The sequence below is a fragment of the Candidatus Methylomirabilota bacterium genome (assembly GCA_027293415.1).
Taxonomy (GTDB): domain Bacteria; phylum Methylomirabilota; class Methylomirabilia; order Methylomirabilales; family CSP1-5; genus CSP1-5.
The window spans coordinates 1-26,950 of the sequence record JAPUFX010000004.1; the positions used below are offsets into that span (position 1 = coordinate 1).

The 26,950-nt window shown below is 60.4% G+C and carries 28 protein-coding genes and 2 pseudogenes; 8 read left to right on the forward strand and 22 right to left on the reverse strand.

The window, feature by feature from the left end:
- On the forward strand, positions 1–222 hold a 222-nt coding region (locus tag O6929_00225; protein ID MCZ6478822.1), incomplete at its 5' end, for a hypothetical protein.
- Positions 223–553: 331 nt separating this feature from the next.
- The gene (locus O6929_00230; GenBank protein ID MCZ6478823.1) at positions 554–970 is read left to right on the forward strand and encodes a cysteine rich repeat-containing protein; all 417 of its coding nucleotides are present in this window, start codon (positions 554–556) and stop codon (positions 968–970) included.
- A 588-nt stretch (positions 971–1,558) separates the two neighbouring features.
- Here O6929_00230 and O6929_00235 read toward each other — a convergent pair.
- The 3 genes from O6929_00235 to O6929_00245 form a co-directional block, all read right to left on the reverse strand.
- Positions 1,559–1,888 carry an RNA-binding protein gene (locus O6929_00235; protein MCZ6478824.1) on the reverse strand — a complete coding sequence of 110 codons (330 nt, stop codon included), beginning with the start codon at positions 1,886–1,888 and terminating at the stop codon, positions 1,559–1,561.
- A gap of 59 nt (positions 1,889–1,947) precedes the next feature.
- A complete protein-coding gene (rpsU, locus tag O6929_00240; GenBank protein MCZ6478825.1) occupies positions 1,948–2,226 on the reverse strand; it encodes a 30S ribosomal protein S21 in 279 nt (92 codons plus the stop codon).
- A gap of 249 nt (positions 2,227–2,475) precedes the next feature.
- Positions 2,476–3,723, reverse strand: a complete 1,248-nt coding sequence (locus tag O6929_00245; GenBank protein MCZ6478826.1) for an MFS transporter — start codon at positions 3,721–3,723, stop codon at positions 2,476–2,478.
- Between the two features lie 593 nt (positions 3,724–4,316).
- Between O6929_00245 and nifJ the strand changes: the two genes are divergently transcribed.
- The 3 genes from nifJ to O6929_00260 all read left to right on the forward strand — a co-directional run bounded on the left by nifJ (position 4,317) and on the right by O6929_00260 (position 9,257).
- Positions 4,317–7,898 carry a pyruvate:ferredoxin (flavodoxin) oxidoreductase gene (nifJ, locus tag O6929_00250; GenBank protein MCZ6478827.1) on the forward strand — a complete coding sequence of 1,194 codons (3,582 nt, stop codon included), beginning with the start codon at positions 4,317–4,319 and terminating at the stop codon, positions 7,896–7,898.
- Positions 7,891–8,901, forward strand: coding sequence for a dihydroorotate dehydrogenase-like protein (locus O6929_00255; GenBank protein ID MCZ6478828.1), 1,011 nt, complete (start codon positions 7,891–7,893; stop codon positions 8,899–8,901). The genes nifJ and O6929_00255 overlap by 8 nt, the downstream gene beginning before the upstream one ends.
- Before the next feature lie 104 nt (positions 8,902–9,005).
- Entirely contained in the window at positions 9,006–9,257 is a 252-nt protein-coding gene (locus tag O6929_00260; protein ID MCZ6478829.1) for a hypothetical protein, read from the forward strand.
- Positions 9,258–9,552: 295 nt separating this feature from the next.
- On the opposite strand, the gene O6929_00265 is transcribed toward O6929_00260, so the two are convergent.
- The 8 genes and pseudogenes from O6929_00265 to O6929_00300 form a co-directional block, all read right to left on the reverse strand.
- Complete coding sequence (locus O6929_00265) at positions 9,553–10,506, reverse strand: cytochrome c oxidase assembly protein (protein ID MCZ6478830.1); 954 nt, start codon at positions 10,504–10,506, stop codon at positions 9,553–9,555.
- Positions 10,507–10,552: 46 nt separating this feature from the next.
- On the reverse strand, positions 10,553–10,768 hold the full coding sequence (locus O6929_00270; GenBank protein MCZ6478831.1) for a hypothetical protein: 216 nt from the start codon (positions 10,766–10,768) through the stop codon (positions 10,553–10,555).
- Between the two features lie 421 nt (positions 10,769–11,189).
- Positions 11,190–11,573 (reverse strand): annotated as a pseudogene (locus O6929_00275) (Imm50 family immunity protein).
- Between the two features lie 27 nt (positions 11,574–11,600).
- Positions 11,601–12,218, reverse strand: a complete 618-nt coding sequence (locus tag O6929_00280) for a class I SAM-dependent methyltransferase (protein ID MCZ6478832.1) — start codon at positions 12,216–12,218, stop codon at positions 11,601–11,603.
- A 142-nt stretch (positions 12,219–12,360) separates the two neighbouring features.
- Complete coding sequence (locus tag O6929_00285) at positions 12,361–13,662, reverse strand: MFS transporter (GenBank protein ID MCZ6478833.1); 1,302 nt, start codon at positions 13,660–13,662, stop codon at positions 12,361–12,363.
- Between the two features lie 473 nt (positions 13,663–14,135).
- Positions 14,136–14,612 carry a hypothetical protein gene (locus O6929_00290; protein MCZ6478834.1) on the reverse strand — a complete coding sequence of 159 codons (477 nt, stop codon included), beginning with the start codon at positions 14,610–14,612 and terminating at the stop codon, positions 14,136–14,138.
- Positions 14,613–15,042: 430 nt separating this feature from the next.
- The gene (locus tag O6929_00295) at positions 15,043–15,225 is read right to left on the reverse strand and encodes a hypothetical protein (protein ID MCZ6478835.1); all 183 of its coding nucleotides are present in this window, start codon (positions 15,223–15,225) and stop codon (positions 15,043–15,045) included.
- Between the two features lie 6 nt (positions 15,226–15,231).
- The gene (locus O6929_00300; protein ID MCZ6478836.1) at positions 15,232–15,786 is read right to left on the reverse strand and encodes a hypothetical protein; all 555 of its coding nucleotides are present in this window, start codon (positions 15,784–15,786) and stop codon (positions 15,232–15,234) included.
- 240 nt (positions 15,787–16,026) lie between these two features.
- Between O6929_00300 and O6929_00305 the strand changes: the two genes are divergently transcribed.
- On the forward strand, positions 16,027–16,236 hold the full coding sequence (locus tag O6929_00305) for a hypothetical protein (protein ID MCZ6478837.1): 210 nt from the start codon (positions 16,027–16,029) through the stop codon (positions 16,234–16,236).
- A gap of 275 nt (positions 16,237–16,511) precedes the next feature.
- Here O6929_00305 and O6929_00310 read toward each other — a convergent pair whose 3' ends face one another.
- From O6929_00310 to O6929_00330, 5 genes and pseudogenes are all read right to left on the reverse strand, one after another.
- Entirely contained in the window at positions 16,512–17,105 is a 594-nt protein-coding gene (locus O6929_00310; GenBank protein MCZ6478838.1) for an HD domain-containing protein, read from the reverse strand.
- 721 nt (positions 17,106–17,826) lie between these two features.
- Positions 17,827–18,750, reverse strand: coding sequence for a TIGR01777 family oxidoreductase (locus O6929_00315; protein ID MCZ6478839.1), 924 nt, complete (start codon positions 18,748–18,750; stop codon positions 17,827–17,829).
- Positions 18,751–18,804: 54 nt separating this feature from the next.
- Positions 18,805–18,894: pseudogene (locus tag O6929_00320) on the reverse strand (hypothetical protein).
- A gap of 195 nt (positions 18,895–19,089) precedes the next feature.
- Complete coding sequence (locus tag O6929_00325) at positions 19,090–21,279, reverse strand: LUD domain-containing protein (GenBank protein ID MCZ6478840.1); 2,190 nt, start codon at positions 21,277–21,279, stop codon at positions 19,090–19,092.
- Positions 21,276–21,911, reverse strand: a complete 636-nt coding sequence (locus O6929_00330) for a lactate utilization protein (protein ID MCZ6478841.1) — start codon at positions 21,909–21,911, stop codon at positions 21,276–21,278. The genes O6929_00325 and O6929_00330 overlap by 4 nt, the downstream gene beginning before the upstream one ends.
- Before the next feature lie 180 nt (positions 21,912–22,091).
- Here O6929_00330 and O6929_00335 point away from each other — a divergent pair, with 180 nt between their 5' ends.
- The gene (locus O6929_00335; protein MCZ6478842.1) at positions 22,092–22,229 is read left to right on the forward strand and encodes a hypothetical protein; all 138 of its coding nucleotides are present in this window, start codon (positions 22,092–22,094) and stop codon (positions 22,227–22,229) included.
- Positions 22,230–22,393: 164 nt separating this feature from the next.
- On the opposite strand, the gene O6929_00340 is transcribed toward O6929_00335, so the two are convergent.
- Together O6929_00340 and O6929_00345 are read right to left on the reverse strand one after the other, a co-directional pair.
- Positions 22,394–23,188, reverse strand: coding sequence for a zf-HC2 domain-containing protein (locus tag O6929_00340; GenBank protein ID MCZ6478843.1), 795 nt, complete (start codon positions 23,186–23,188; stop codon positions 22,394–22,396).
- A gap of 1 nt (position 23,189) precedes the next feature.
- Entirely contained in the window at positions 23,190–23,768 is a 579-nt protein-coding gene (locus tag O6929_00345) for a sigma-70 family RNA polymerase sigma factor (protein MCZ6478844.1), read from the reverse strand.
- 234 nt (positions 23,769–24,002) lie between these two features.
- Between O6929_00345 and O6929_00350 the strand changes: the two genes are divergently transcribed.
- The gene (locus O6929_00350) at positions 24,003–24,410 is read left to right on the forward strand and encodes a hypothetical protein (protein ID MCZ6478845.1); all 408 of its coding nucleotides are present in this window, start codon (positions 24,003–24,005) and stop codon (positions 24,408–24,410) included.
- A gap of 31 nt (positions 24,411–24,441) precedes the next feature.
- On the opposite strand, the gene O6929_00355 is transcribed toward O6929_00350, so the two are convergent.
- From O6929_00355 to O6929_00370, 4 genes are all read right to left on the reverse strand, one after another.
- Positions 24,442–24,579: an entericidin EcnAB gene (locus O6929_00355; GenBank protein ID MCZ6478846.1), complete on the reverse strand. Its 138-nt coding sequence runs from the start codon at positions 24,577–24,579 to the stop codon at positions 24,442–24,444.
- Entirely contained in the window at positions 24,576–24,827 is a 252-nt protein-coding gene (locus tag O6929_00360) for a hypothetical protein (GenBank protein MCZ6478847.1), read from the reverse strand. Before O6929_00360 ends, O6929_00355 begins: the two co-directional genes overlap by 4 nt.
- 328 nt (positions 24,828–25,155) lie before the next feature.
- Positions 25,156–25,872, reverse strand: a complete 717-nt coding sequence (locus O6929_00365) for a PKD domain-containing protein (GenBank protein ID MCZ6478848.1) — start codon at positions 25,870–25,872, stop codon at positions 25,156–25,158.
- A 559-nt stretch (positions 25,873–26,431) separates the two neighbouring features.
- Positions 26,432–26,950: hypothetical protein (locus O6929_00370; protein MCZ6478849.1), on the reverse strand; the 519-nt coding region annotated here is incomplete at its 5' end.

Sequence of the window (26,950 nt, forward strand, 5' to 3'; positions counted from 1 at the left end):
AATACCGGCCAGGTGACCTGGCAAAAATTTGTCCCATGGAAGAATCTTGACAGGTTGCCGGAAGTCTTTGAGTACGCCTCTCGCGAGCAGAACCGCTATGGCAAAACGGAAGATGCCACATCACACACCACTGGTCATGGCGGGGGACCGCAGGACGAGCAGCACCGGCCGGTTCATAAAAAGGGTGGCCTGCCGCCCGAAAGCAAAGACCAAAACGAATGAGGGACCGCCAGGTGACGGCACCACCCGTATCTAGAAGAAGTCACGCCTTTTGTTGACCAATCCTCCCGATGGATCCGATTCCCTATTCGCAGCTCAGAGGCTCGAATCCTCTTGGGCGCACTAGGGGCATAGGTTTTTTGCCTATGCAAACCATGGAGCTTTGCCTGGTAGAAAAAACCGGTTTGCCCCCGATTTACAACCACAAGGCCTCCATGCTATTTGGAGGAACCGGGAAGACACTCCTGTGGTTGAGTGCATCGCTTGCCGCGAAGAAAGGGCATTGACCGTTCCTTCAAGAAACCATCAAGCAGAGGAGGCAATGATGAAGAGGATGAAAACGCTGATTGCGTTGGGTGCGACGCTGGGGCTGGTGATCCTGTCCACACACGACACCTGGGCACTAGAGAAGATCGTCAAATCCGTGGCCGAGGGTTGTAACAAGGAGATCCGAACCTATTGCAGCAACGTCACGCCCGGCGAGGGCCGCGTGCTTGCTTGCCTGTTTTCGCATCAGGACAAGCTGTCTGGGCGGTGTGAATACGCGCTTTACGACGCGGCCGTGCAGCTCGAGCGCGCGGTTGCGGCGCTGACTTACGTGGCCAACGAGTGCGATGCCGACCTCGAAACATACTGCGCGAATTTCAGGCCCGGTGAGGGCCGCCTGGTCCAGTGCCTGAAGAAAAACGAGAAGAAGCTGAACCAGCGGTGCACCCAGGCGATCAAGGATGTCGGCTTGGAAGTCAGGTAATGTCGGCCCTGGCGGCGCCCCCTGGAAGTCGACAAGCGAGATGTGCAGAGAGTCCAGTTGCCGCGTCCTGCACACACAGGTGAGGGTTCAGGGCTGAGAGTCGAGAGTGGAGTGTGGAGAGCCCTGTGCTACATTTCGAATTTCGAAATTCGAATTTGGAAATTGAGAGGGTTGGAGAGGTGATAGGACAGCGTGCCGCAGGTCAGGCACTGCCCACCAGGCCAAGGGGGAACCCGAGGATGATGAGAGGAGGAGACGCCTTGAACGTGATGGTCTGGGGAAAGCGGGTCGGGAATTTTGTCCCTTGACGCGACTTTGCCTTTGGTATATTCGGAGGGCGAGCCCCAGGAGGTTTGTCCGATCTAGATTACCGGGTCTCGTGATCCGGGAGGGCTGGTGCTTGCCGGGGAAGGCAGCAACCGGCGCACAAAAGATCAGGACGGGTCACCTGGGGCTCCTTCACGCCAGGTCCTCGCCCCCGTCCCCTCGGCCGACTCCTGCTGCTCGAAAAAAAACACCGGGGGGCTTATGTAGCCCACCCGGTGCTCTATGTGCTGCCGAGCTTTCTCCTTTTTTAGCGCTTGACCATCAGTACCTATCTCGGCGGCCGCCGCCGCCACCGCCACGCCCCCCGCCAAAACCGCCACGACCACCGCCTCCCCGGGGCTGCTGCTCGCGGGCCATGTTGACCGTGAGGGCGCGCCCACCGACCTCGGTACCGTTGAGGGAACTGATCGCCGCCTGCGCGCCTTCCTCGGTGGCCATGTTCACAAACGCAAAGCCGCGCGGGCGTCCGGTATCCCGATCTGTGATGATATTGACTTCGAGCACCTCGCGGCCACCTTCCTCAAAGAGCGTGCGGAGTTGCTGCTCATCCACGGTGAAGGGGAGATTGCCCACGTACACTTTCGATCCCATGCTTCTTTCTCCTTTTCCCGATACCGATCCCCGATGCTGTGCTAGGCCGGACCGCACTCTTACGGTCGGTCATCCTGACGCCTGAGGGCGCGGTTCTGTTGTTTGCGACGCCGACGAGCAGCCTCGCGAACCTTGCGGCGCTTCCGCTCCCCTGGCTTTTCATAGCTCTTTTTCCGTTTCAACTCCCGGAGGATCCCGTCACGAAGCACGATGCGCTTGAAGGCGCGGAGCGCCGGTTCGACCCCGCGTTCGTCCACGGTGACCTCGAGGGGACGACGATGCGAGGGGCGCTCATCCCCCTCTTTCCCCTGGTATTCACGCCGCCGATACTCTGCCATCCTTCCTCCATTCGCCTGCTGTAGTCGCAGGCTTGATCGCCCATCATTGGAACACCAAGGCCGCGGGACTACAGTCCTCGCGGCCTTGGAAATCTCAAAAGGCAGATCCGTGAGAATCTAGAGTCGAATACATGATAGATATTTCTTAGTGTGCTGTCAATGACTCCTTTTTTCGCACGGGCGGGGCAGCCCTTCGACTGTCCCTTCGATAAACTCAGGGCGGGGCTCAGGGCGAGCCCTTCGGCAAGCTCAGGATAAATGGTCGGATGGTTTGGCCGGTGAGGGAAGCCCGGCCGGCCCTTCTCGGATCAACGCGACACTGACGAGGGCCGCACCCACCAGTAACAGACAGATGCGAAAGGCCCAGGCGAAGGCATGGGGCGGGTACAGCCGCGCCCCCTCCCGCATCGCGTCCTGCCAGTGGAAATCGAGGACGAACCCCAACAGGACCTGAAGGACCGCCGCGCCCAGGAATCCCCCCATATTCACGACGGCTAATGCGACGCCGACCCGCTCGGGCTGCTGCTCTTTGATGCAGGAGAGGCAGAGCAGGAGGCTGCTCGCGAAAAAGCCAAAGGCGAACAGGTAGGGGCCCAGACGAGACGCCGGGACGAGGTTCGCGGCAGGACCGATCCAGAACAGGGCGTAACAGCCGCCGCCCAACAGGAGGGGAAGCTTGCGCTGCTGGAAGAGCCGGTCCGAGAGATACCCAATGACGATCCCCCCCGTGACAAAGCCGAGCACCCCCACGCCGATGAGGTCCCCGGCCTCGGAACGCGTCAGCCCGTGCACCTGCATGAGGTACGGGTGACCCCACAAGGCAAAGAAGGCGAGAAAGGTCCCGGTGATCCCGACCTTGGCGAAAAAGACCGGCCAGGTCTCCGGGGTCTTGAGCACCGCCCAGAGAGGGCGGACAATTGGCGTGCGCGTCGCCGCGGGAAGAGCGGCCCAATCTTGAATCATCCAGAAGCAGCCGAGCGCGATAACGGCCGTGATCAACCCGACGCCGTGAAATCCCCACCGCCAGCCCACGACCTCGACCACGCGGGCGAAAGGGCCGCTCGCCATGAAGCCACCGAGGAAGCCGACGGTCGTGGTGAGGCCGGTCATCGTCGCGAAGTACTGAGGGGGAAACCAGTCGGCAATCAGCTTCAGGATGTTCACGAACACCGCCGCCACCCCGACGCCGACCAGGAATCGCCCCAGGTAAGCCGTGGTCAGGTCCGAGGCAGCCCCGAAGACGAACGCGCCGGCTGTCATGATCACGGCGCTGGCGGTGATCGTCCGGCGCGGTCCCCACGTGTCCGCCAGGATGCCCGCTGGCATCTGGAGCACAGCGTAGAGGTAGAAGTAGAGGGCGGAGAGTCCACCCAGTCCCACCGCCGCGATCTTGAAGGCGGCCATGAGCTGATCCGAGATGATGCCGAGGGCGAAACGGTGGAAATTCACTAAAAGGTAGAGGGCCGTCGCCGTCGCCCAGATGATCCATTTGCGCATAGGACCTCTCATGCGAGGAGACACAAGCGGGGATTATAACAGGGAAGCGAATATTCCTTCACCCATTTCGGACCAGGTATTCCCAGGTGACGGTAGATCTGCCTGCCCCGTGGACGGTACTCTGGGACAATTCCATTCCCGCGCGTGCCCTTGAATTTTCGCGGGGTTACCTGATCACCCACCTTCCTGGTGCGGCATCATTGCCCCGTTCAGTGATCCTCCGTCGTTTTTCTGCCCGGCCCACCTTGCACTCCCGATCCCATGTTCCTATTATTTTTGAAGAGATAGCCGCTTCGCCCTGACATGCACAAACCAGCCGGTAAAACGGCACACCTTTTGCTCATGATCTCTGTCATGTAGCGCCATGTTCTTCCGCAGGGGGGAACGTCGGTGGCAGCTCAGCAGCACATGGAACGATACTCCGACTCGCCCTACTGGCCACTCCTCACATCGAGCTCAAGGTATGTTTCATCGAGCCGATATCCCGTCACTTGGCTCAAAGGATGCATGATTAACCAGACGGAAACCTTTTTGATTATTCCTGGGTTCGCCAGAGAATACGAGAGATCTCGAAGTAAAGAACGGAGGGCGGAATGAGCAGACCCAAAGTCACGATCGATGGAAACGAGGCCGTAGCGTACGTCGCCCACCAGATCAATGACGTCATCGCCATCTATCCCATCACTCCCTCGTCCGCCATGGGCGAGTGGGCGGACCAATGGTCCGCAGAGGGCAGGACGAACATCTGGGACAGCGTTCCCCTGGTGGTGGAAATGCAGAGCGAGGGGGGTGCCGCCGGTGCGGTGCACGGTGCGCTACAAACCGGTTCGCTGACCACCACCTTCACGGCGTCGCAGGGCTTGCTCTTGATGATTCCGAATATGTACAAGATCGCGGGGGAACTCACGTCCGCCGTGTTCCACGTGGCTTCCCGTTCCGTCGCCGCCCAGGCGCTCTCGATCTTCGGTGATCACAGCGATGTCATGGCCACGCGAGCAACCGGCTTTGCCATGCTGGCATCCAATTCGGTCCAGGAGGCGATGGATTTTACCTTGATCGCGCAGGCCGCCACGTTGGAATCCCGCGTGCCCTTCCTCCATTTCTTTGACGGCTTCCGCACATCACACGAGGTGATGAAAATCGAGCTCCTCACCACAGAGGACGCCCGTGCCATGATCGACGATGAGCTCGTGCGGGCCCATCGCGGCCGGGCGCTGTCCCCGGACCGCCCATTTGTCCGCGGCACGGCGCAGAACCCGGATGTGTTTTTCCAAGCTCGTGAGACGGTCAATCCGTACTACCTGGCATGCCCGACCATCGTGCAGAACGCTATGGACAAATTCGCCCGCCTTGTCGGACGGCAATACCACCTGTTCGATTACGTCGGCGCGCCAGATGCGGATCGCGTGGTGGTGTTGATGGGCTCCGGAGCCGAGGCGGCCCAGGAGGTCGTGGAACATCTCACGGCACAGGGGGAAAAAGTCGGTGTCTTGAAGGTGCGTCTGTACCGCCCTTTCTCGGTGGAGGTATGCGTCGCCGCGCTGCCTCCTACGGTCAAGATCATCGCCGCGCTCGATCGGACCAAAGAGCCGGGCAGCACGGGCGAGCCCCTCTACCTCGATGTGATGGCGGCCGTCACCGAAGCGATGGCCAGCGGCGAGGCGCCGTTCCGAGCGGTGCCTCGGGTCATCGGCGGGCGATACGGGCTCTCCTCGAAAGAGTTTTCTCCTGCCATGATCAAGGGGGTCTTCGACGAAATGGCCAAGGCCAAGCCCAAGAACCACTTCACCACTGGCATCCACGACGATGTGACCCACACGAGCGTGGACTACGACCCCACGTTCTTCACGGAAAAGCCTGACACCGTGCGGGCCCTCTTCTACGGCCTCGGCGCCGACGGCACGGTGGGGGCCAACAAGAACTCCATCAAGATTATCGGGGAAGAAACCGACAACCATGCGCAGGGCTACTTCGTCTTTGATTCGAAGAAGGCCGGCTCGGTCACCATCTCGCACCTGCGCTTTGGGCCCAAGCCGATTCGCTCCACGTACCTTATCGACCGGGCCAGCTTTGTCGCCTGTCACCAGTTCTCGTTCCTGGACCGCTTCGACGTCCTGAAGACGGCCGAGCCCGGTGCCACCTTCCTGCTGAATAGTCCGTACGGGCCGGAGGAGGTGTGGGATCATCTCCCTCGCACCGTCCAAGAAAAGATCATCGGCAAGAAGTTACGTTTCTTCGTCATTGACGCCTACGCCGTCGCCCGCGAGACAGGCATGGGAGGGCGCATCAACACGGTCATGCAACCATGTTTCTTCGCCCTGAGCGGTGTGCTCCCGCGCGACGAAGCCATCGCTGCGATCAAACGCGCCATCAAAGACACCTACACCAAGCGGGGCGACGCCGTCGTACAGAAGAACATTGCCGCGGTCGATAGCGCGCTGGACCACCTGCACGAGGTCCAGGTGCCGAGTCAGGCGACCAGTGCCTTCGACGTTCGCCCGCCGGTGCCGCCGGAAGCGCCCGAGTTCGTCCGGAAGGTGACCGCCCCCATGCTTGCGCGGGAGGGGGACGCCCTGTCGGTCAGCGCCCTGCCAGCTGATGGCACGTATCCAAGCGGGACGACCCAATGGGAAAAAAGCAATCTCGCGCTGGAGATTCCGGTGTGGGACGCGGACCTCTGCATCCAGTGTGGTAAATGCGTGCTAGTCTGCCCCCACTCGGTCATCCGCGCCAAGGTGTACGATCCCAAGCTGCTGGCCAATGCACCCGCCAGCTTTAAATCTTCGCCGGCCCGTTGGCGCGAGTTCGGAGACCTGCACTACACGCTGCAGGTCGCGCCGGAAGATTGCACCGGCTGCACCCTGTGCGTGGAGGTCTGTCCGGTCAAGAACAAGACCGAGGTCCGGCTGAAGGCCATCAACATGATGCCGCAGCCCCCGATCCGTGACGAAGAATCTCGGAATTGGGACTTCTTCCTTGAGCTCCCCGAGATGGATCGAGGGGCGCTGAGCCTGTCCGCCGTGAAAGACACCCAGTTGCTGCAGCCGTTGTTCGAATTTTCCGGTGCCTGCGCGGGCTGCGGCGAAACCCCCTACATCAAGCTGATGACCCAACTGTTCGGTGACCGCGCCCTCGTCGCCAACGCGACTGGCTGCTCTTCTATTTACGGGGGCAATTTGCCGACCACACCGTGGACGTTCAACGGCGACGGCCGCGGCCCCGCATGGTCCAATTCCCTGTTCGAAGACAACGCCGAGTTCGGTTTAGGCATGCGGCTGGCCCTGGATAAACAAACAGAATACGCCCATGAACTGCTCACTCGCCTCTCGGCGAGCATCGGCGACGAGCTGGTCCGGGGGCTCCTCAACGCCAATCAGGCCACCGAGGCCGGCATCAAGCAGCAACGCGAGCGCGTGAAGCTGCTCAAAGAGCGGCTGGGAGGACTCAACACGCCCGAGGCGCGCGACCTGCTCAGCCTAGCCGATGTACTGGTCAAGCGGAGCGTGTGGATCGTCGGGGGCGACGGGTGGGCGTACGATATCGGCTACGGTGGACTGGACCATGTGCTGGCGTCGGGCCGCAACGTCAATGTGATGGTGCTCGACACCGAGGTCTATTCCAACACCGGGGGACAGGCGTCCAAGGCCACCCCGCGCGGGGCCGTGGCCAAGTTTGCCGCCGCGGGCAAGCTCATGCCGAAAAAGGACCTGGCGATGATGGCCATGACGTACGGCAACATCTACGTGGCTCGCGTGGCCATGGGGGGGAACGACACCCAAACGGTCAAGGCGTTCCTGGAAGCGGAAGCCTACGAGGGCCCGTCGCTCATCGTGACCTACTGCCACTGCATCGCCCATGGCTACGATATGGCCCACGGGTTGGAGCAGCAAAAGGCCGCCGTCCTCTCGGGACACTGGCCTCTGTTCCGCTACAATCCCGACCTGGTCAAAGAAGGCAAGAACCCGCTCCAACTCGACTCCAAGGCTCCGACGCTGCCCCTGAAGGATTACATCTACAACGAAACCCGCTACACGATCCTGGCCCGCAGCAAACCGGAACAGGCACGGTGGCTGCTGGAACTTGCGCAAGAGGACGTGCGGACCCGATGGCGACTGTACGAGCACTGGGCAGCCATGCAGGTGGATGGCACCACCAAGGAGGACCGCAATGACTGATCTCTCTACGAGCTACCTGGGTTTGATCCTCAAGAACCCGTTGGTGGCCTCTGCCTCACCCCTGTGCGAGGACGTTGACAACATCCGGCAGATGGAGGACGCGGGGGCCGCGGCGGTCGTCCTGAATTCTCTGTTCGAGGAGCAGATCACCCTCGAAAGCCACGATCTGGACCATCATCTCACCCATGGGACCGAGTCCTTCGCCGAAGCGTTGTCATATTTCCCCGACATGACGGACTACAACCTCGGGCCGGACGGTTACCTGGACCATCTTCGGCGAGCCAAGGCTGCCGTGGACATTCCCATCATCGGCAGCCTTAACGGTATCTCCAGCGGCGGGTGGATCCGGTACGCGAAGAAGATCGAGCAGGCCGGCGCCGACGCCCTCGAACTCAACATGTACTTCATCCCCACCGACCCGGAGATGACCGGGGCCAAGGTCGAGCAGATGTATGTGGATCTGGTGCGCGATGTCAGGGCGAGTGTCAGCATCCCCGTGGCAGTGAAGCTCGGTCACGCCTTCAGCGCAATAGCGAACCTGGCCCGGCGTCTCGACGAGGCACGTGCGGACGCGCTGGTCCTGTTCAACCGCTTTTACCAGCCGGACTTTGATCTGGACAGTTTAGAGGTGGTGCCTCAGCTGACCCTGAGCAGTTCGTACGAACTGTTGCTGCGAATGCACTGGGTGGCGATTTTGTATGGACACGTCGGGGCGGACCTGGCGGTCACTGGCGGTGTACACACCGCCCAGGACGTGCTGAAGGCGATGATGGCTGGGGCCCGAGTCGCCATGATGACCTCGGCCCTGCTGAAGTATGGGATAAATCGCCTGGCCACGGTGCGCACAGAGCTGGTGGCCTGGATGGAGCAACACGAGTACGAGTCGATCCGCCAGATGCAGGGGAGCATGAGCTATCGGTCGGTGGCCGAGCCCGCCGCGTTCGAGCGGGCCAACTACATGCGCGTGCTCCGCTCGTACGCGCCCAAAATGCCCGGTCACTGACACCCAGAAGGGCCCGCCCCGACCCCGCCGAGGGGCCTGCCCTGAGTTTATCGATGGGCTTACCACCGAAAGATCACATCCTTTCCTCCGTGGTGTAACCCCCCGTGGTGAAGGCGATGGCCATGGCCCATGGGTGGGACGAGGTGATAGTCGCGGTGGCGGGACAGAGGGTGACGGAAATTAAACGCGTGCCGCTGGCGCCGATGGCCGAAATGGCCAAACCGGTGGCGAACGACAGGCCGGTGGTGACGGTGACCAAGACGATGCGTGGAAAATCGATGGCGCTTGAAGCCCAGCCTCTGATGGCGAGGGGCCCGATGAAATCCGAAAGCAAATCCTCCTCGGGCCGCCGCTGAACCCGGCCAGGCCAACACTACCAGGGCAACCAGCATCCCCCCTAGGGTCATCAGGTTCCTGACATTGCTCCTGTTCATCTCTCTCCTCCCCTTCACAAAACAGCGGGCCATCCCAATGAGTTCCCCCTCTTCTATAGCTTCAGACAGCACTGGGAGCCCAAATGTTTAATCACAGAAAAAGTGCCGGGCCGTGATCAGGTAGAACGAGGAGCAAAGACGCTACACGACTGGCAGTCCTTCATGCTTCGGAACAACCACACACAGGCTGGGATCGCCGACGTGTATCTGACTGGACCTACCCGTCCGCCCCTTGGCCAGGAAAGGATTCGATGGGGTAGAACTCGTAGCGCACCGACAACGCCTTGACCGTCTCGGGTGCGTCCCAGCGGATCCGAAAGACCAGGGGAAACTCTTTTTCCTCCCCCGGGTCGAGCGTCTCCTGGATGAAGCAGAAACATTGGATGATCTGCAGATATGTGTCAGCAATCTCCTTCGGGCCATCGATGTGCCTCGCCTTGGCGGTCACCGGCTTGTCCGAGAGATTCTTGGCGCGATAGACCGCCTGCAGGCTTTCCCCCGGCTTTGCCAGGACTGCCTCCTGCACAGGCCAGAACTTCCACGGAAGCCCGTCCTTCGCCTCGGCTGTAAACTGCACCCGGACCGCGCCAGCCCAGTTCAGAAAGACGCGCCAGCCCTCGGGCTCTTTGACCAGCTCCCAGGCTTCCTGTCCCTCAATCATTGGCATCTCACCTCTTCGCCCCATGCCTTCGAGTTCCTTGCTGAGGCGTTGCAGGTCGCGTTCCGTGAGGCCCGCGAGGCGCTCCGCATCGAAGTCAAAGAGGAGATCGCGGATGGTGGGATCGTTCGCATTCGGGAGCTTGACCGTGAACCTGACCGTTGCGTGTTCGTTCTGCAGCTCCGTATGCACATCGTGGTATTCGATGAAGGACGCAAGCGTACGGGCAAGGGTGAGCGCCGCGCCGGAGAAGGATTCATTCTCGCGGAGGTACTCCTCTTCCTTCTTCAATTCCATGTCCACACGCGCGATCAGGCGATACGCGTCCTTGTACTCGCGCGCGTAGAGCGCCGCCAGGTAGTGTTGCAAGACCGCGTGCGGTCCGGGATCGCTCGGACTGACTGCAACCTCGGCAGATTTTGTGGTGGCCGTATGCAGCCAGAGATATACACCGACGGCAACAGCCATCGCCACGACAGCACTTATGCGTGTGGCCCGGCTTATCCTCATCATCTTCTTCGACCGTTCCTAGCGGGAAAAGGTCAAATGGTCCGCGTGCTCATTGGCCAGTAAACGGCGGCGGACCCGAAATCTCAATCTGGCCGACCATGGCGCCCGCTGCGTGCCCCTCCTTGTGACAGTACACCTTGAGATTCTTTCCCTTTGTCATGGGATAAAAGTACCAGGCCACGGTCTGCCCCGGAAGAAGTTCCACCTCCCGGATGTCTCCGTGTATCTCGACCAGTGTTTTGCCCCCTGCGTCGAGGACTTCCACCTTTCGCGTAAAGATCCTGGTGACAAATCCGTCCGACGTAAAGTAATGTCCGTCCGGACTTGGATTGTGGATCAGCAGCTTATAGTACTTGCCCCGTTTGAATTGAAGCCGGCTGGGGAAGAATCGTCATTGCCCCTGTTTCGAGCCGGTTTCCACTCGGACTTCTATGGCTTTCGGTGGGCCTCCAAAGCCCGGCGATGGCAACAACAGCGGTAGCACAGCAAGCCAACCCAGGCTTGCGATCATCCATCTCGTCAATGCAGGAGGGAGATTCACGGCAACCTCCTATTCCATATGGCCACGTTTCCATGTGCCTCCACACGCACCCTCAAGCGGCTGTCTTTCTGGTCACGCCTCACGGATTGGCCGGTCAGCTGCCGCGGCGTGTGAGACAGCGCCCCAGAAGGACGGGTGCCTGGCGCTATTCGGCGTAGACGCTGCCCGGCGGGATCTTTGACTGTACGTCGTGGATCTCGATCGCAGCACATACGAAGGAGCAATCGATGCCAAACGCAGGCTGAAAGGTCACGCGATACGCCGGCATATTGCTATTGGGATGCTTGCCTGCGGATTCGATCAGCAGATCCATGATCGCGTTCTGATTGTTGAAAACGTTGAGGGAAAGGTTTACAACCCCCGCGAAGCAAAGAGTGACGATGGTGTGATTCTTCCAGCTGACTCCGGAGGGTGCCTCGTCGTTCCGATATCCTTTAAACACATGCACGTCGACGTAGAGAAACGGACCCTCGTCGGGATCCAGTCCCTGGCGTTCCAGCCGAGCCTCCACCACCTCGGCGTCCTTGAACTTATTAAATTTCTTGGGTCGCCCCCATTACTTGACGGCGACTCCCGCAACATGCGGCGCCACGAACGGAAGCGCCGGCGGAAAAGGGACACGGAAGCCCTCCAATTCCACGGATCGAAAACCCGCATTCTGGATTGCGGCTCCTGTTTCCCGGTCGGGCCGACAGCCATCGGCGAAGCCACTCCAGATGGGCCGCATGACACGTTGCCAGCGACGCAGCCATGTTCCTTGCGGGGCTGCAACGTGTTCAATGAAATAGAACTTACCACCTGGCTTGAGCACACGAAGAGCCTCGTTCAATACCTGTTGCGGATCGCGAACCGAACACAGCACTAAAGTACACAGCACCGCATCGACACTGGCATCATCCACATCGATGCCCTCTGCAGTCGCGACGCGGAATTCTGCTTCTACCCCGTGACTCGCGGCTTTCTCCCGGAGCTGCGGGTGCATATAGGGATTGGGCTCAATCCCGATCCACTTGCACCCTTGCGAGAGGTACCCAAGATTCGCCCCCGTTCCCGGCCCGATCTCCATTACAGTAGTGGGCAGCTCTGCGAATAACGCCTGTTTCCGCTGGGAGATGTACGCTTCGTACTTCTCCATGATCTTGTTGTACCAGCGGGCGAATAGCCACTTTCGCAAGCTCGCGCAACCTCCTTACTCTAAGCGAGCCGAGCGTGCCTTTGCAGCCTATTTCCCCGGTCCTCACTCGGCGGGTGCCTATTGTACACCCGGAAATTACATATGACGAGTGCGGAAAGACACTCCGGTGGCGGGTAACTGGTTACGCAGAAGGGTCAGGAGAAGGAAGAGGCCGAGCGGGAAGCGTCTCGTACATTCGGACGGCTACGACGAACGCCGAGAGGAGCGACAGGATGGCGATGACGTGGATGGAGGCTGCCATGCCAAACAGGTCGGCCACCACGCCGGCCAGCAAGGCCCCGACGGCGTAGCCCAAGTCTCGCCAGAGGCGGTACACCCCCAGCGAGGTCGCCCGCCAATCCGGGTGGGCGACGTCGCTGATGGCCGCCAGCAGGACCGGGTAGACCATCGCCGTCCCGAGCCCCTGAAGCACCGCAGCGGCGATCCACCACGAATAGGTGGGTAAGAGGACCGTCATCCAAATCGCAAGGGCCTGAATGATCAGCCCGCCGACGATGAGTCTTTTTCGCCCAATCCGGTCGCTCAGGGGACCGGTGATGGGCTGCAGCAGCCCCCACACGGCGGGGTAGAGGGCCCTGATGACGCCGATGGCCGCAACGCCCAGCCCATATGATGAGAAGAAGAGGGGGTAAATCCCCCAGGACATCCCGACATTGTGATTGTTCACCAGCCCGGCCAGACTGCAAGAGGACAGGGCCCGCTCCTTCCACGTGGTCAGGGAGAAGATCTCCTTCACGGAAGGTTTCTCTTTGGCCTGGGGTTCGGGATTACCCGTCCCAGGGTTGCTCGGTGCCGCCCGCAGGCGGGCCTCGTAGCGGGCGTGCTCGATGGTCTCTCGTACAAAGAAAAGCGACACCAGGAGCCCCGCCACGGCAGTGCCAATGCCCAGGTAGAACGGCTCGGGCCGAAGGCCGTAGCGAGCGGCAATCTCGCCGGTGAGCCAGGCCGTGATCCCCACGGAGAAGTAGCCGGAGAACTCATTGAGCCCCATTGCCAGACCCCGCTGCCGCGGGCCGACGAGATCGATCTTCATGGTCACGGTCATCGACCAGGTCATAGCCTGGTTGATGCCGAGAAGCACGTTGGCCACGCCGATCCAAAACCATGCATTGGCGTAGATGATGATAAAGGGCACGGGCAGGCCGATAAGCCAGCCGATCACGAGCACCCCCCTGCGCCCCCAGGTTTCCGAGAGATAGCCTGCGAAGAAGTTGCAGAGGGCCTTGACCACGCCGAAAGTGATGATGAACGAGACGATGGCGGTCTTGGAGGCGAGGCCGAACTCCTGCTCGCCGATGAGGGGGACAACGGTGGTCTCCAGACCCACCAGGGAGCCAACAAAGGCCACCGTCAGGACCAGCAGCGAGAACTGCTGCCAATTTTCTTTGAGCCCCAGGCGGATCTCTTTCGCAGGCGGATTCACGTGAACCCCATGGTGTTACATGGCTCAGGCGGTGCCCTGATTCCTCCGCCGGATGGTGGCAAACCCCGGGGGCTGCCTTCCCCATCTCTAAGCCTGCGGGAAATAAGCGAATTGACCCCCAGCGAGCATTCTTCATGAGCCCAACCCATAGGTCAAATCAATAATTATGATATTCTCCATAGCCTACACCAATTTAAAACCGTGGCACTCACCCCAGATCGTTGGGTATGAAGGGCTTCCCTCCTACCAGAACACCCCGTACCAGGAGCATCCAGGCACACCATGGCTCACTCGATATTCTCGGGTTCTTGAAGGGATAGGTCTTCTTGGATCTGCTCAGGTGGGGCCTGTGGGGAGAATTCGTAATCAGCAGGTCAGGGGTTCGATGACAAGACGCGAGGGTGCACCTCTTGCCGGTGCTCCATACGACAGCCCCTCGACAGGCTCGGGCCAAAGCTCATGGCAAGCATCCATCATTTCTGCTGCGCTTCGCACTTGCGACACAAGCCCACAAGCCATTGACGATGTTCCAAGGACTTGCCGCATTTATCGCAATGGTCTATGCCATAGTAGTGAACGTTTCCTTCCGCTTGTGGTACATGTGTCGGCACCGCTGGAGCGAACATGGAACTCACGAGTGTATGGACCACCCGGGCCCGCTCCCAGATTTCCCGAAGCTGCTCCAGTCGCCTCTGAAGCTCCTGCTCAGCAGACTCGGCCTCCCTTTCAAACCGGGCGAACTCACTCTCGTCCCGTTGATAGATCTGTTCCAGAAATTGCGAGATGCGATTCATCAATTCGTGGGCAGGAATGGCCCGATCGTCTACCATTTTCAGCACCTCCTGCCGAAACCGATCTATCGTCGACAGAGGTGCCTTCGCCAGTTCTTTGAGCATCTGGATCATCAACTCGTTTTCAGCCCATTCAAGGGCCAGGTCCGTTTTCCCCACGGCGATCTCCCGCAGCGGTTTCTTTCCGCGAGCTCAGGTCGCTCCTAGCCCGCATTATTCACGAAACGGAGTGCCTTCGTGAATAATGCGCCTACAGGTGCGGCCTTGGCCGCACATGTAGGTTTCGATCCCGCCGCTGCGGCGGGACTCAAGACTAGCCCTGAGCGATGCCCCGGAAACGCGGGGCGGAGTCGAAGCCCGGAGGGCAGATTATTCGCCTCTTAGTGAATAATCCGGGCTAGCCCATACGCCTTCCTAAACGCAAAAAGCCTTCCCGGGGGATGCTCCGCCCGAGAAGGCGTCTGAATGTTTGGTGTACCTTCAATTGTGCCCGAACTGGGCTCGGGATTATTGATCGCCCCAGTTCCATAAGTCCGATGGCTGCCGGGAGCCGAAGATCGGTTAAGTATCCCCTACTGGGGTAGGAGTGTCAAGTTATAAGGATTTCTTGGGTGGAAGCGTGAACATGAAAAGGAGTCCCGCTGGCCTCGGCGATCGCTGCGAGCTTCAGGAAGATCGAAGCCGTCTGTGGCGCCTCGGTGGTCGAAATCTTACCCGAGATGACCAGCGCCACCCCCTCGGGGCCAGCGTGGAAGCCAGCGATCTTCGGCATGTCGGATTATTTCCGAAACCACACGTCGTGTAATCGCTCGCTCTGGGCGAGAAGTAGGCGACGCAGATCTGGCCCGAGGTAGTGCCGGATCGCTCCCTCGTCTTTCCCCTGCACGTATAAATCTTTTGAAAAGGCGGGATCCTCAGGAAAGTCTATGGTGCCTTTTAATGGTGGGCGGAAGCGCCCTTTGGAATAGACGCGGACGTAGGGGCTGGCCAGGCCGGGGATCACGTAGGCGTGCCAGTATCGCTCTGCATTGTACGTAAAGTTGCCCCGCACAGAATAGGCCTTGTAGAAACTGCGAAACTCGTAGACGAAGGCATCCTGTCCACCGACGTTGAACGAGAAGGCCCTCCCCGTCCTGTCGAGTTGCATAGGGAGCAGGAGGTCCGTGACTTGTCTGGTCACCGCGGGAAGGTCCGCCACTGGGTCGAGGCCAAGCCCCCCTCCGGCCTGGACGATCGCGTCGCGTTGGTGCTCTTCGGACTTTTGCAGGAGTCGCCCGCCTACGGTTATCACCATGAGGGGTCCGAAGACGATCAACAAAATTACAGGATCCACTGGCTTCCCCTTTGTGGCATTCCAAAACGGTAGTTCCGCATGGGGGTGCCTCGCACCCCTCGACAGGCTCGGGGCAAGCCCCTCACCGCGGCATGGAGGGGAGAGCAAAATGTATGCCAAGACCTTGACCCTCGGCACTCATCTGCTTGAGTCGATCCGCTGGCTTGCCCCAAGCCCGCCGAGGGGCTTGCCCTGAGCTTGTCGATGGGTTTAACGCCTGAAAAACAGGACCATTCCTCCGTGGGTGAACCCTCCCTGGTGAGAGCCATGGCCCTGCTGAAGGGGATGTCCGTGCTGGAAGTGGCGGCCGAAAAGGGGATCAGGGGAGATAACCGGGTGCTGGTCGATCTGGTGGGCGGAGTGGCTCAAGCGGTGCGGGAAGTGGAATACCCGGCCGGACTCGACGCTATGACGGCGTGGGAAAAATCGATGGCTCCAATGGACATTTGACGAGAAGCCTTCCATTGCCGCTACTCGACCCGGCACGGCAAGGACCACGAGGGCGACCAGGAAAATTCCGATAGTTATGAGATGTGGCAAACTTTTCTTCATCACACAATCCTCCCTGCTTCAGAAAACCGCCCAACCCTCCGGCAGGTTCCCAGATACCGGTGACAATCGTGTAACTGCTTGAAGTATAATGGATTATATGGTCGGCAAGCCTTGCCGGCGCGTACCTGACTTTCACTTCATGGTCAGGCGAGAATGGCGTGAAGCTTGACGGGTCAGGGGGACGCCAGCCGCTCGATCTCGGTCACGATGCGGTCAAGCTCCTCGACGATGCGGCCTGGGCCGGTCTCCCGAAACGCGGTGACGAGCGAGCGGTAGTACCATAAGGTCCCTTCTTTGTCGCCGTTGAACCTCACCCACAGGGCGTCCCCCACCCGCCGAAAGTCCGCGAGGATGGCTCGGGCGTTGTGGAGCTTATCAGCCGAGGATACCCGGCGCACGTCGGGGGACGCGTGCCGAATATCGGCAAGGTACTGTTCTTTTCGCTGGCGCCACGGGCGTTTTGGAACGGTATCAGAGTCGGTGCAGCCGTCCACGATCCGTGCGACGCGCTCACCGAATCGCCGGCGGATCGCCTCCAGGGTGGGCGGCCCCCCTTGATCCTCGACCGCGTCATGTAACAGAGCCGCGATGGCCTCATCTTCGTCGCCTCCATCTTCGAGGACGAGCGCGGCCACACTCATGAGATGGGCCATATACGGAATCCCGGTCCCCTTTCGCACCTGGGTGGCGTGCAAGGAGAAGGCGTACTGGAGGGCTTCGTCGAAACGCGGGGAGAGTTTCGGCGTGCTTGATCCTGTCCGGTCCATGCCTTCCGTTCCTATACAGTCCGATGCTAGGCCTCGGTGCGAGGAGGTGTCAAGGCCTTATTATCGGCCGTCGCGGCCTTGACAGGTGAAATTTTTAAGACCATATTTTGAGTGAGCCCCGAGAGGCTTCGATCTGGTCCCCATAACCGGGTCTCGTGATCCGGAGGGTACCGGCGGCCCCTGTCGCTCGTAGAAACGGGGTCTCTCTCGCGGTCCGTAGGAGCGGGAGGGGGATGAAGGCAGGGACTGACCGCCTGGAGGCTGTGGTCAGATACGAGTCACTTGGGGCTCATGGCTTTTTTCGCTGAGAGGGAAGAGCTGTTCGTCAAGAGCTGAGTGAAACGCGTCCGCGTCAGGTTCAAGACATGATTCAGATCAGGTTTGACTTTATTCGGAATCTTCATTCTGCCGATATCACAATTTTTTTTGCGTGAGGCGCTTTTCCCCCCTTGACAGGTCAGCCCTTCTAACTATATTCCCCGATGAGTCCCAAGAGGTTCGATTCGATCTGAGGTGATGCGGGACTCCTGAAGCTGTGGAAAGATGAATTCCTTGTCCGAGCGAAGCGGCGGGCGGGGGGCAGCTGAGGGGAACCGGTCACCGTGAAGGAAAGGTCGGACAGGATCACTTGGGACTTATTCTTTTTCCCTTACCCTCCCGTAGCGCCCCCCATACCTCGATTTGGTTGGACGAGAACTGTGCCTCTGGGAATCGATCCTGGTCAGGCGAGGATGGCGCGAAGGGCTGCCTCCAGGGTGGGATGCGTGAATTTGTAGCCCGTTTCCTGGATCTGCTTGGGGATGATCCGCTGGCTGGCGAGCAAGACATCTGCGAATTCGCCCAGAAGCAGTTTGAGGCCGATGGCCGGCGCAGGGAGGAACGCGGGCCGGTGCAAGACATGGCCCAGCGTCTTGGTGAACTCCCGATTGCGGACCGGATTCGGGGCCGTGGCATTGACCGGGCCTTTCACGCTCGAATGTTCTATGGCATGAAGGATGATGCCGATCACATCGTCGATGGACACCCACGGCACCCACTGCTGCCCGTTCCCCACCGGTCCACCGAGCCCCAGCTTGAACGGGATAAGCATCTGCTTGAGCGCCCCGCCTTCGCGGCCGAGGACCATCCCGATCCGCAGCATCACGACTCGCACGTGGAATTCCTCGGCCCGTCGGGCCTCGGCTTCCCATGCCTGGCAGACTTCTGCAAGGAAGTCACTTCCCGGTCCGGATTCTTCAGTCAGCTCTTCCTCCCCCCGACTGCCGTAGTAGCCCACGGCTGAGGCACATACCAGCACGCCCGGCTTTGACTTGGCCTCAGCAATCGCATCGACCAGATGGCGGGTACCGACGACCCGGCTGTCGCGAATGTCCTGCTTCCTGTCCTTGTTCCACCGTCCCACGACGGTCTCGCCCGCCAGATGCACCAGTGCGCCCGCTCCTTGAATCGCCGCCACGGGGGCGGGTTCCAACTTGGGCCGCCACCTGTACGTCTCCTTCACGCCCGGCAAGAGCGACTTGGCCCGGTCGGGACGCCGGCTGAAGGCGGTGAAAGGCACCCCTCGCTCCTTGATGGCCGCACACAAGCTTCTCCCGATGAACCCTGTCGCGCCTGACACCAATACGGACGTTGGAGTCGCTGCCACCCTGTTTCCCTCCTCCACGGGCACGCAATAAGTCGATGCACTCTCGGCGACGTGCTACTTGGGGACATTGACGACGATGGACTTGACCTCCATGTACGCGTCAACCCCCTCTTTCCCGCCTTCGCGGCCGAGGCCCGACTCCTTGAATCCTGGAACGTGAGAATGGCCGCCACCGGCCCGAAGGACTTCACTCCTTCACGAACCCTGCTTCACCAGAACACGAATGACACCATGTTCTTCCCGCGTCGCTATTCTCAGCAATTCCGAATGAGGCTGGCAAGTAAAAAGAAGTTTTGCAAGGCTTCGACACGAGCTCAGCCCGAGGGCCTTGGCACGAGCTCAGTCGAGTGCCTCGGCGAGGAGCTCTGCGATGTGCTTGACCTCGATCGTGCTTCCCTGCTTGAGGAGCCCGCCCCGGATCTGCAGAAGACAGCCGGGACTGTCGAGGACCACGACGTCCGCACCCGTCCGCTCGATCGCCGCAATCTTGCGGTTGAGGACCTCGCCGGCGACCTCCGGGTAGTCGGCCGAAAAGTGCCCGCCAAAGCCGCAGCATTCTCCGACGTCGTCGAGCTCCCTCACCTCGTAGCGGGCAAGCATTCGGAGGAGACGGCGCTGTGGCTGTTGAATTTTGAGACCTCTCAGGGCGCTGCAGGAATCGTGGTACGTCACTGTCACCTTCTCACCGGTGGCTTCTCCGAGCGTCCCGTCTCCAAGGCCGACGACCTCGACCAGATACTCCGAGAAGTCCCGGGTCCATCCCGCAATGGACCGTCCCCGCCCCTCCCACGAGGGGTCTTTCTGGACCAGCTTGGGGATGTACTGCTTTAAGGTGACCGTGCAGGCAGGGGTGGCGGTCACGATGTGCTCACCCGGACTCGACTCTAAAGTGGCGATCAGATCTCTGGCCATCCGACCCGCCGCTTTTTGCTGTCCCTCATAATAGGCCGGCAGGCCGCAACATCCCTGGCCCTTGGCATAGTGCACCGTGACGCCATAATGATTCAACACCTTGATCACCGCCTCCCCGATCTCAGGGTAGAACTGATCGATGAGGCAGGTTCCGAACAAGGTCACGGTCCGCTTGGTTTCGCCGCGAGCGGGGAGGACTGCTGCCACCCGGCTTCGGAGGGGACGTGCGGCTACCGCTGGCATGACCCGGAACATGGTCAATTTTTTCAGCGGCCCCGGCAGATTGCGGAGTACCGTCCGTCCCCGCGTGAAGGGGAGCTGCAAGACGCCTCCCAGCCTGACGGCCAGATGATAGAGATTTGGGTTTGGGAGGATCCGGTTCAGGAAAAAGCGGCGGATCCCCCTGGCTTCTCTCTTCTCCTCTTCCTGCTCCACGATCCGGGACCGCATGGCCACGACCATCCTCGGCAGGTCAATCTCGGCGGGACAGGCATCGATACAGGCCCGACAGAGGAGGCAGGCTTCTTGGGGGACCGCCGCGGCCTCCCAGCCGTGGTGGAACGGGGTGATGACGGTGCCGATGACCCCGGTGTAAATATGGCCAAACACATGGCCACCGACGACCCGGTAGGTCGGACAGACATTGGAGCACGAGGCGCATCGGATACAGTAGAGCGCTTCCTTGAATTCTGGATCATCCCGCATCGCCCACCGACCGTTATCGAGGAGGACGATATGCATCTCCGCATCGCTGGGGCCTCGAAATTCGCGAGGTCTCGGGATGTGGCTGGTCCCCGTTTTGCCCGTGATGAAGGTGGTGTAGACCGTAAGCTGCTGGGCGGTGGCCGTCTTGGACAGAAGCTTCAAGTGTGGAGCAGCCGATTCGATGGTCGGGACGATCTTATCGTAGCCGAGCAGGGCCACATGAATGGGAGGAGCACTCGTGACCAGCCGGCCATTGCCCTCGTTAGTAACGATGATGACGGTTCCGGTCTCGGCCACGGCGATGTTAGCCCCAGAGATCCCCATCCCCGCGGCAAGGAATTTCTCGCGGAGCTCTTCCCGGGCCAGGCGCACCATCAGGCTGATGTCCGGGGGGATCGTACGCCCTAACGCCTTGGAGAAGATCTGTGCCACTTCCTCTTTGCTCATGTGCACGCAGGGCATCACGCTGTGTGAGGGATGGTCTCCTGCCTGTTGGATAATCCATTCACCGAGGTCCGCCTCGAGGGGCTGGATCCCCATCTGCTCGAGGTGCCGGTTGAGTTCGATCTCTTCGGACACCATGGACTTGGACTTGACCACGAGCTGGACGCCCCGCTCTTTTGCCAGCTGGCCGATATACCGGCAGGCATCCTCGGCTGTCCCGGCTCGGTACACGTGGGCGCCCACCTGCCTGGCCGCCTCCACGAACTGCTCCGCGAGTTCCGGGAGGCGCTCAACCGCGTCTTCTTTCATGCGGCGAAGGCGCGCGCTCTCTCCGGCGTAGTCGAGGACGGCGAGGGCATTTTCTCTGGCGGTTCGGTAGGCGGTTCCGAATCGGCCCAGGTTTTCTCGAATCCGGGGATTTGCTAACGCCTCAGCTGCGCGGCGCCGAAATGCTTCCTGGCGGGTCATGACCCCTCCCCGGGCGGCGGCAAGAGGAAAATGTACAGCTCCTTCGGTCCATGGACCCCGATGGTCAGCACCCGTTCGATGTCCGCGGTCCGACTCGGGCCCGTCACCCAGGAAAGATACGACGGGAGGCCCCGCGCCTGGGACTTCAGGACAAGGTACCGGGTGAGCAGCAGGCCTTCTTCCAATGAGTCGACCAGCGCATCTTGGTGGAGGAGCGCCACATGGATCTCTGGAAGCATGCTCAGGAGATGCCCATCCACCTCATCCAGGTGGATGAGGACCGAGCCGGTCTCGGCCACCCCTAAGGCCGCTCGGGTAATTCCGATGCCGGCACCGGGGATCGATTCCGGAGCGGGGCCCGTCACCAGCTCGATTCCCGCCTCGGCCAGGGCACGCTCCAGGTTCAAATCTCTGGCGAGGTCAGGCTCGGCCGCCTGACAGCGGGTGATCCCCCTCGCCTTGGCCACACCGGCAATCGAAAAACCGACCACCTGGAGATCAGTTACGACCTGAACAATCCCGCCCACGCGCTCGACCTCGGCTTGAAATCGACCCCGGATGGAGGCCTGGCGGCGACGGCTGGCCACCCTGGTTTGGCGTATCCGCTCCTCTAATTGGTTCAACACGGGCATGAATCAGACCTCCTTCCGCCTCGGGGATAGGGCCTCTACCTAGCACCGGCGTCATCGAAATGTCAAGGCAAGAAGGGGCGGCCGGGAACCTCCAGGGCTCGATGCCGGTTATACGGTACAGAAGGACGACAGAACCGACCGGTTTCCATTCAGCAAATACAAGGAAAGGAGGTGAAAGTTATGAAACGGTATGCAGCTCTGATGCTGGCCGTGGTGTTCTTCGCCGCCCCGACGGTGGCTCTGGCAGACTGGTCTGGCCCGTCCCTGGAGCAGATCTTTGGGGACACCTACGTGGAGACCATCCTGTTTGGTGAGTAATCTCATCGGTTGAACTTCAAAAAGAAAAAGGGCCCCGGACATCCGGGGCCCTTTTTCTTTCGAGTAATCCTCACAACCAGCGCAATCCCCTGACGGTGTTTTCTGTCAAAGGAAAAATGGAGTGTTGTGTCTGGCGTCAGATAGGACCTGGTGCAAGGAAGGACTTAGATCTGGGCCATCTGTTTGGCGACCTCCACCAGCTCGTCCGGGGGAAGATCCGTGACCAGCGAGTAGAGCAGGTTCCCCTTTTTCCAGAGGGCCACGCCATAGCCATCCTGGGACGCGACGTACATCTCGAGGCCGTCCACCCGGCGAAAACCCGACCGCGGGACCTCGACCCCCTGATCGGGCAGGACGAAAAGGGAGACAAGCGTCTTCCCCTTGCTATACAGCAGGCAGGCCACCTTCCGCTCGAGGAAGAAGGTCACATCGCCCCCCATGAAGCGAAGCTCTCCAACTTGCCCCGCCGGGGGATCGACCTCGAAGCCTACCTTGGCCGCTAGCCATTTTCTCACCTGTTGTCGATCAGCGGTGGACTCGGTCGGGGGAGTGCCCCGCATCACGAAGCTGCGGTGATCATTGACGGCCTCGATCAGGATGGGTGGGATTCGCTCACCACCCCGATTCAATAGGGTGAGGGAGACGAGGCTGATCAACACCAGCGCGGCGAACGCCATGCCCCATTGCAGGGTCGGCCTCGGCAGCAGTCCCCGCGTCGGCGCCTCCTTGGGGGTGAGGATCTCTCTCACCTTCTGGCGGAGCTCGGCAGGGGGTTCTCGCCGCGATACCCCGGCAGCCACCTGGTTTCGAATCTCACGTTGCACCGCCAGCGCATCCGCACACGCCGGACAGGTCTCCAGATGGGCCTGCAGCCGCCCCACCTGATCCGGCGCCAGGGTGGCATCCATAAACTCTTGCAGGACCTCTTGAGTTTCTTCGCACGTCGCTCTGTTCTTCATCTCAGTTCTCGTAATCCGTCAACAGTTTTCGCAGCAACTGGCGCCCCCGAAAGAGACGCGTCTTGACCGTATTCTTTGGGCTGTCCATGATGTCGGCGATCTCCTCGACACTCAGCCCCTCCACGTCAGAGAGGAGGATGGCCGTGCGGAACGGATCCGGGAGCTGCTCGAGGGCCTCGGTGAGGTCGGCGCGCACTAGACGGTTCAGGGGCCCTGCCTCTTCTCCACGGACTCCCTCGACCCCGGCCAGCGTGGCGGAACCCCGTTCGGGCTCCGCATCCTCGAGCGCCGGTTCCCGGCTCCGGCGCCAGTAATTATCGATAAAAGCATGCCTCAATATCTTAAACAGCCAAGCCCGCAGATTGGTTCCCGGCTGAAATCGGTGTTGGAACCGGAGCGCCCGGAGGTAGGTCTCCTGAACCAGATCCGCCGCGTCCTCCTCGTTCTTGGCCAGGCCGAGGGCAAAGTTGTACAGGGAGGTCAGGTGCTTTGCGGCCTCGTGCTGGAACGTCGCCGCACCCTCTTCTGTAGCCTCGCTGCGGAGGAGATATTGCTTCAGGAAGCTGAGGGAAAGGGGCATTTCGCTCTTCCCTTCCTTTGAGATATGCTCTGTGGTTGCTGCGCATACCCCTTGCTCGGTAAACGGGTCAGGCGCGTGAAATATTCCTGCCTGCAAGGCAGGCCAGACCCTCTTCCTCGGATTCTATCCGAGACCTGAGAAGGAGACAAGCCGCGAAGGTCAATGCAGGTCGAGCGGGAACCGCGAAGTTAGGCTTCGGTTTGGGCCCCCTCCATGTTACACTCCCGGACTAAGATGGCTCCTTTTTGGAACAGGCAATCGGTAGGCCAGAAGGAAAAAGCGGTGGTCCGGCTGGAGGAGGACCGCCCCCAATACATCATCCGCCTGTTCCTCATCGCTGTGACTGGGTTTAATATCGTCTTGGCCGCGGCTCAGGGTCTTGCAGGAAATTGGGGGTGGGTCGTCACCTTGGTGTTGGTGGGAGTGGTAATTCCAGGGACGATTCCATTCTTGCGACTCACCCAGTCCTTTAAGGAAGGGGTCGTCCCCCTGTCATGGCGGGATCTTCTGGCCGCGTGTATGGGAGCCATCGATGCGGCGGCGATCGTCACTCGGTGGTCCGACGGTCTCGAGGTCACCTCGTGGGTTTCGGTCTTTCTGATCGCGAGCTTCCTGGCCTTTGTCCTGCTCGCCGAGAGCTGATTCCGGTGCGGCGGTTTCTGCCCTCGCCCCGCTAGTGAGAAGCCTCGTTCATGGTTTTCTTGATCCCTCTCCCGAGGCTCTCGGCATCCTGCCCCATCCCCCGAAAGGTCGCACATCCAGCCAACGTAATCAACACCAGCGCGAGGAAAAGGGAGATCATTTTTCTCATTGCGAGCCTCCCAATAGCACCACCTTCTGCCCGGCCTTGCTCTCGGTGAGGGATGCCAGCCTGTTTTTCGCGGAAGACTGGATTTCAGAGGTTTCTTGCTTCTCTGGCTTCTCGCCCTTCCGGATCATGTAACCACCTGCCCCCCCTGCCCCCAACAAAAGAAGGGCGCCGCAGCCCGAGCAAAACAGAAGGGAGGCCACCAGGAACGGCATCAATGCGCCCCTCCAAGGTTTCCAGATCGTACCCATCACGAGTCTCCTTTTTCGGACACTTAGCTCACACGCGGTCTTCCCATAATATTTGAGCAAGAATCATGCCGCGCTCCCCCCCTCGCGTGACCGCCTCAGAGGGGTTTGGTGGGAGGGTGACCCGGCCGGGGTCAGGACTCCAAGAGTGATGATGTCAGTGCGAGGAAGTCGGAAGTCTTCAGCGCTGCGCCCAGATTAGTTGAACGTCGTCACGGTCGCTTCGTTCGAGCAGGTAGAAGTTCCTTCCTCGCACACCTGGTAGGTATACGTTGCTTGCCCTCCTTTTTTCCCTTTCCCTTTTTGGTTGATGGTGTCGGTGTGAGAGCCGTCATTGGCGGTCGTCGTGATCTTGGATCCGTTGCGATAGATGTCTATGTTGGTTGACGTCGGACCATTCCAGCTCAAGTCTGCCCTCCGAAAGCGCTTTGCCTTGTAGCCGATTGCAGAGAGTGTGAGTACCGTCACCCGAGCTGCGGGTGACGGCGACATCCTGAGAGATGGTGTCGGCCGCACCATCGTCGTCGGTCACTGTTAACGTCACGTTGTAGGTGCCGTCCGACGGGTAGGTGCGTGTGGGGTGCTGTTCGGTTGACAAGGCCCCCTGCCCAAGGTCCCAACTCCAGGCGACCACACTTCCGTCGGCGTCGGTGCTGCCATTGGTAAAGATGCACGTTAGATCCGAGCAGATGAAAGTGAACGAAGCACTTGGTGGGCTGTTGGGGGTGCTCACCGTCGCACTGACCTCGTTGGACAAGCCGCTCTCGTTTCCAAAGATGTCGTAGGCGGTGACGGCGGCGAAGTAGGTCTGCCCATCGGACAAGTCAGCAATGGTAAAGGTGGTGACATGACCGACGTCGATCGTTTGCGAATACGCGCGAGACGAGGTCCCGACATGGACCTTGTATCCGGAAAGGTCCGCTTCGGTGTTCGGGTCCCAGGTGAGAGGCAGGTCTCCTGCTGTCGCTGCCATCGGAGGAAGGATGATGAGCAGCCCTGCCCCGATGAGGCTCCACAACGTTTTCTCCCAGCCGGTTCTCGGCTTCATGGCGACTCCCTCCTGCACGAGACGTCACTCGAGGGGACGACTGCTGGACTGAAGTTGCGACCCCTGTGCCAGGAACCAGAATGGATGCGGACGAAGAGGCAACCCTTTGAATTCTCTTGCCCGACTCAGCCAGAGAGCCATGCGTGCAGGCAAAAATCGCGTGTAGGAGAGCCGGGGAAAAGTCTGCCATGCTGGCAGGAGTTCAATTTAGGGGGACAATTTGTCGCAGCGGAGGTCGGTCGCTACCCTCTCAAATATCGAGATCATGGGGAAAGGACCCACGAGCCAATCTCGTGAGGTATCTCCCCCCCGGCATGCCGGGCGGGCAGATCCTCAACTTCGTCAAGATTCTCTCCTGGCGCGAAATCTAGCTCACCGTCTTCGCTTTCGCTTCTCGGCCGCCGAGCGAATCTCCCACGCGCGAAGACTCCACAAACACCACGAGCGCCAGGGTGGCCCCCGACGCCCGTGGAATCCTTCTGGTGTGCTTAGGAATGGGTGAAGCTCACCCTCGCTATCTTAGTCTTCGTCATCATCATCATCGTCATCGTCCTTATCCTTAGTCTTTGTCGTCGCCTACAACGCCGAGGTCTTGCTTCGTGGACGGCACGCAGAGGATCCTTGGCTTCTTGATGGTCAAGATCCGCCCCTCCACCTCGTCCTCGAACTGGTTGAACACCAGCACATCCCGCTTCTGGAACTTAGGCTGCCCCCTGAGACGCTTGACCTCGTAGCACACCAGGTGGCCCGCGGGATCGATAACTGGTTCACCGTCCTTTGCGACAGGCGTGCAGAGGAACTTGGGCTTCTTCACGGTTTTTGTCGTTGCCCCGAACTGGTCGTCGAGGTCCACGTCCAGCCGTTCGAATTTCGGCTCCCCCTTGGCGCTCTTGGCCTCGTAGCACAGGAAGTGGTCGCGGGCCGCGGCCGCGAACTCGATGTTGGCAAACCCGTCTGGAAGGAGGCCGATATCCGTGGCAATGCCTGTGAGCGGGTTGATGGTCACCAGTCGCCGTCCGCGCTTCCCGGACTCGGTTTTCACGATGCCGTACAGGAGGCCGGTGTCCGGATCGGTCGA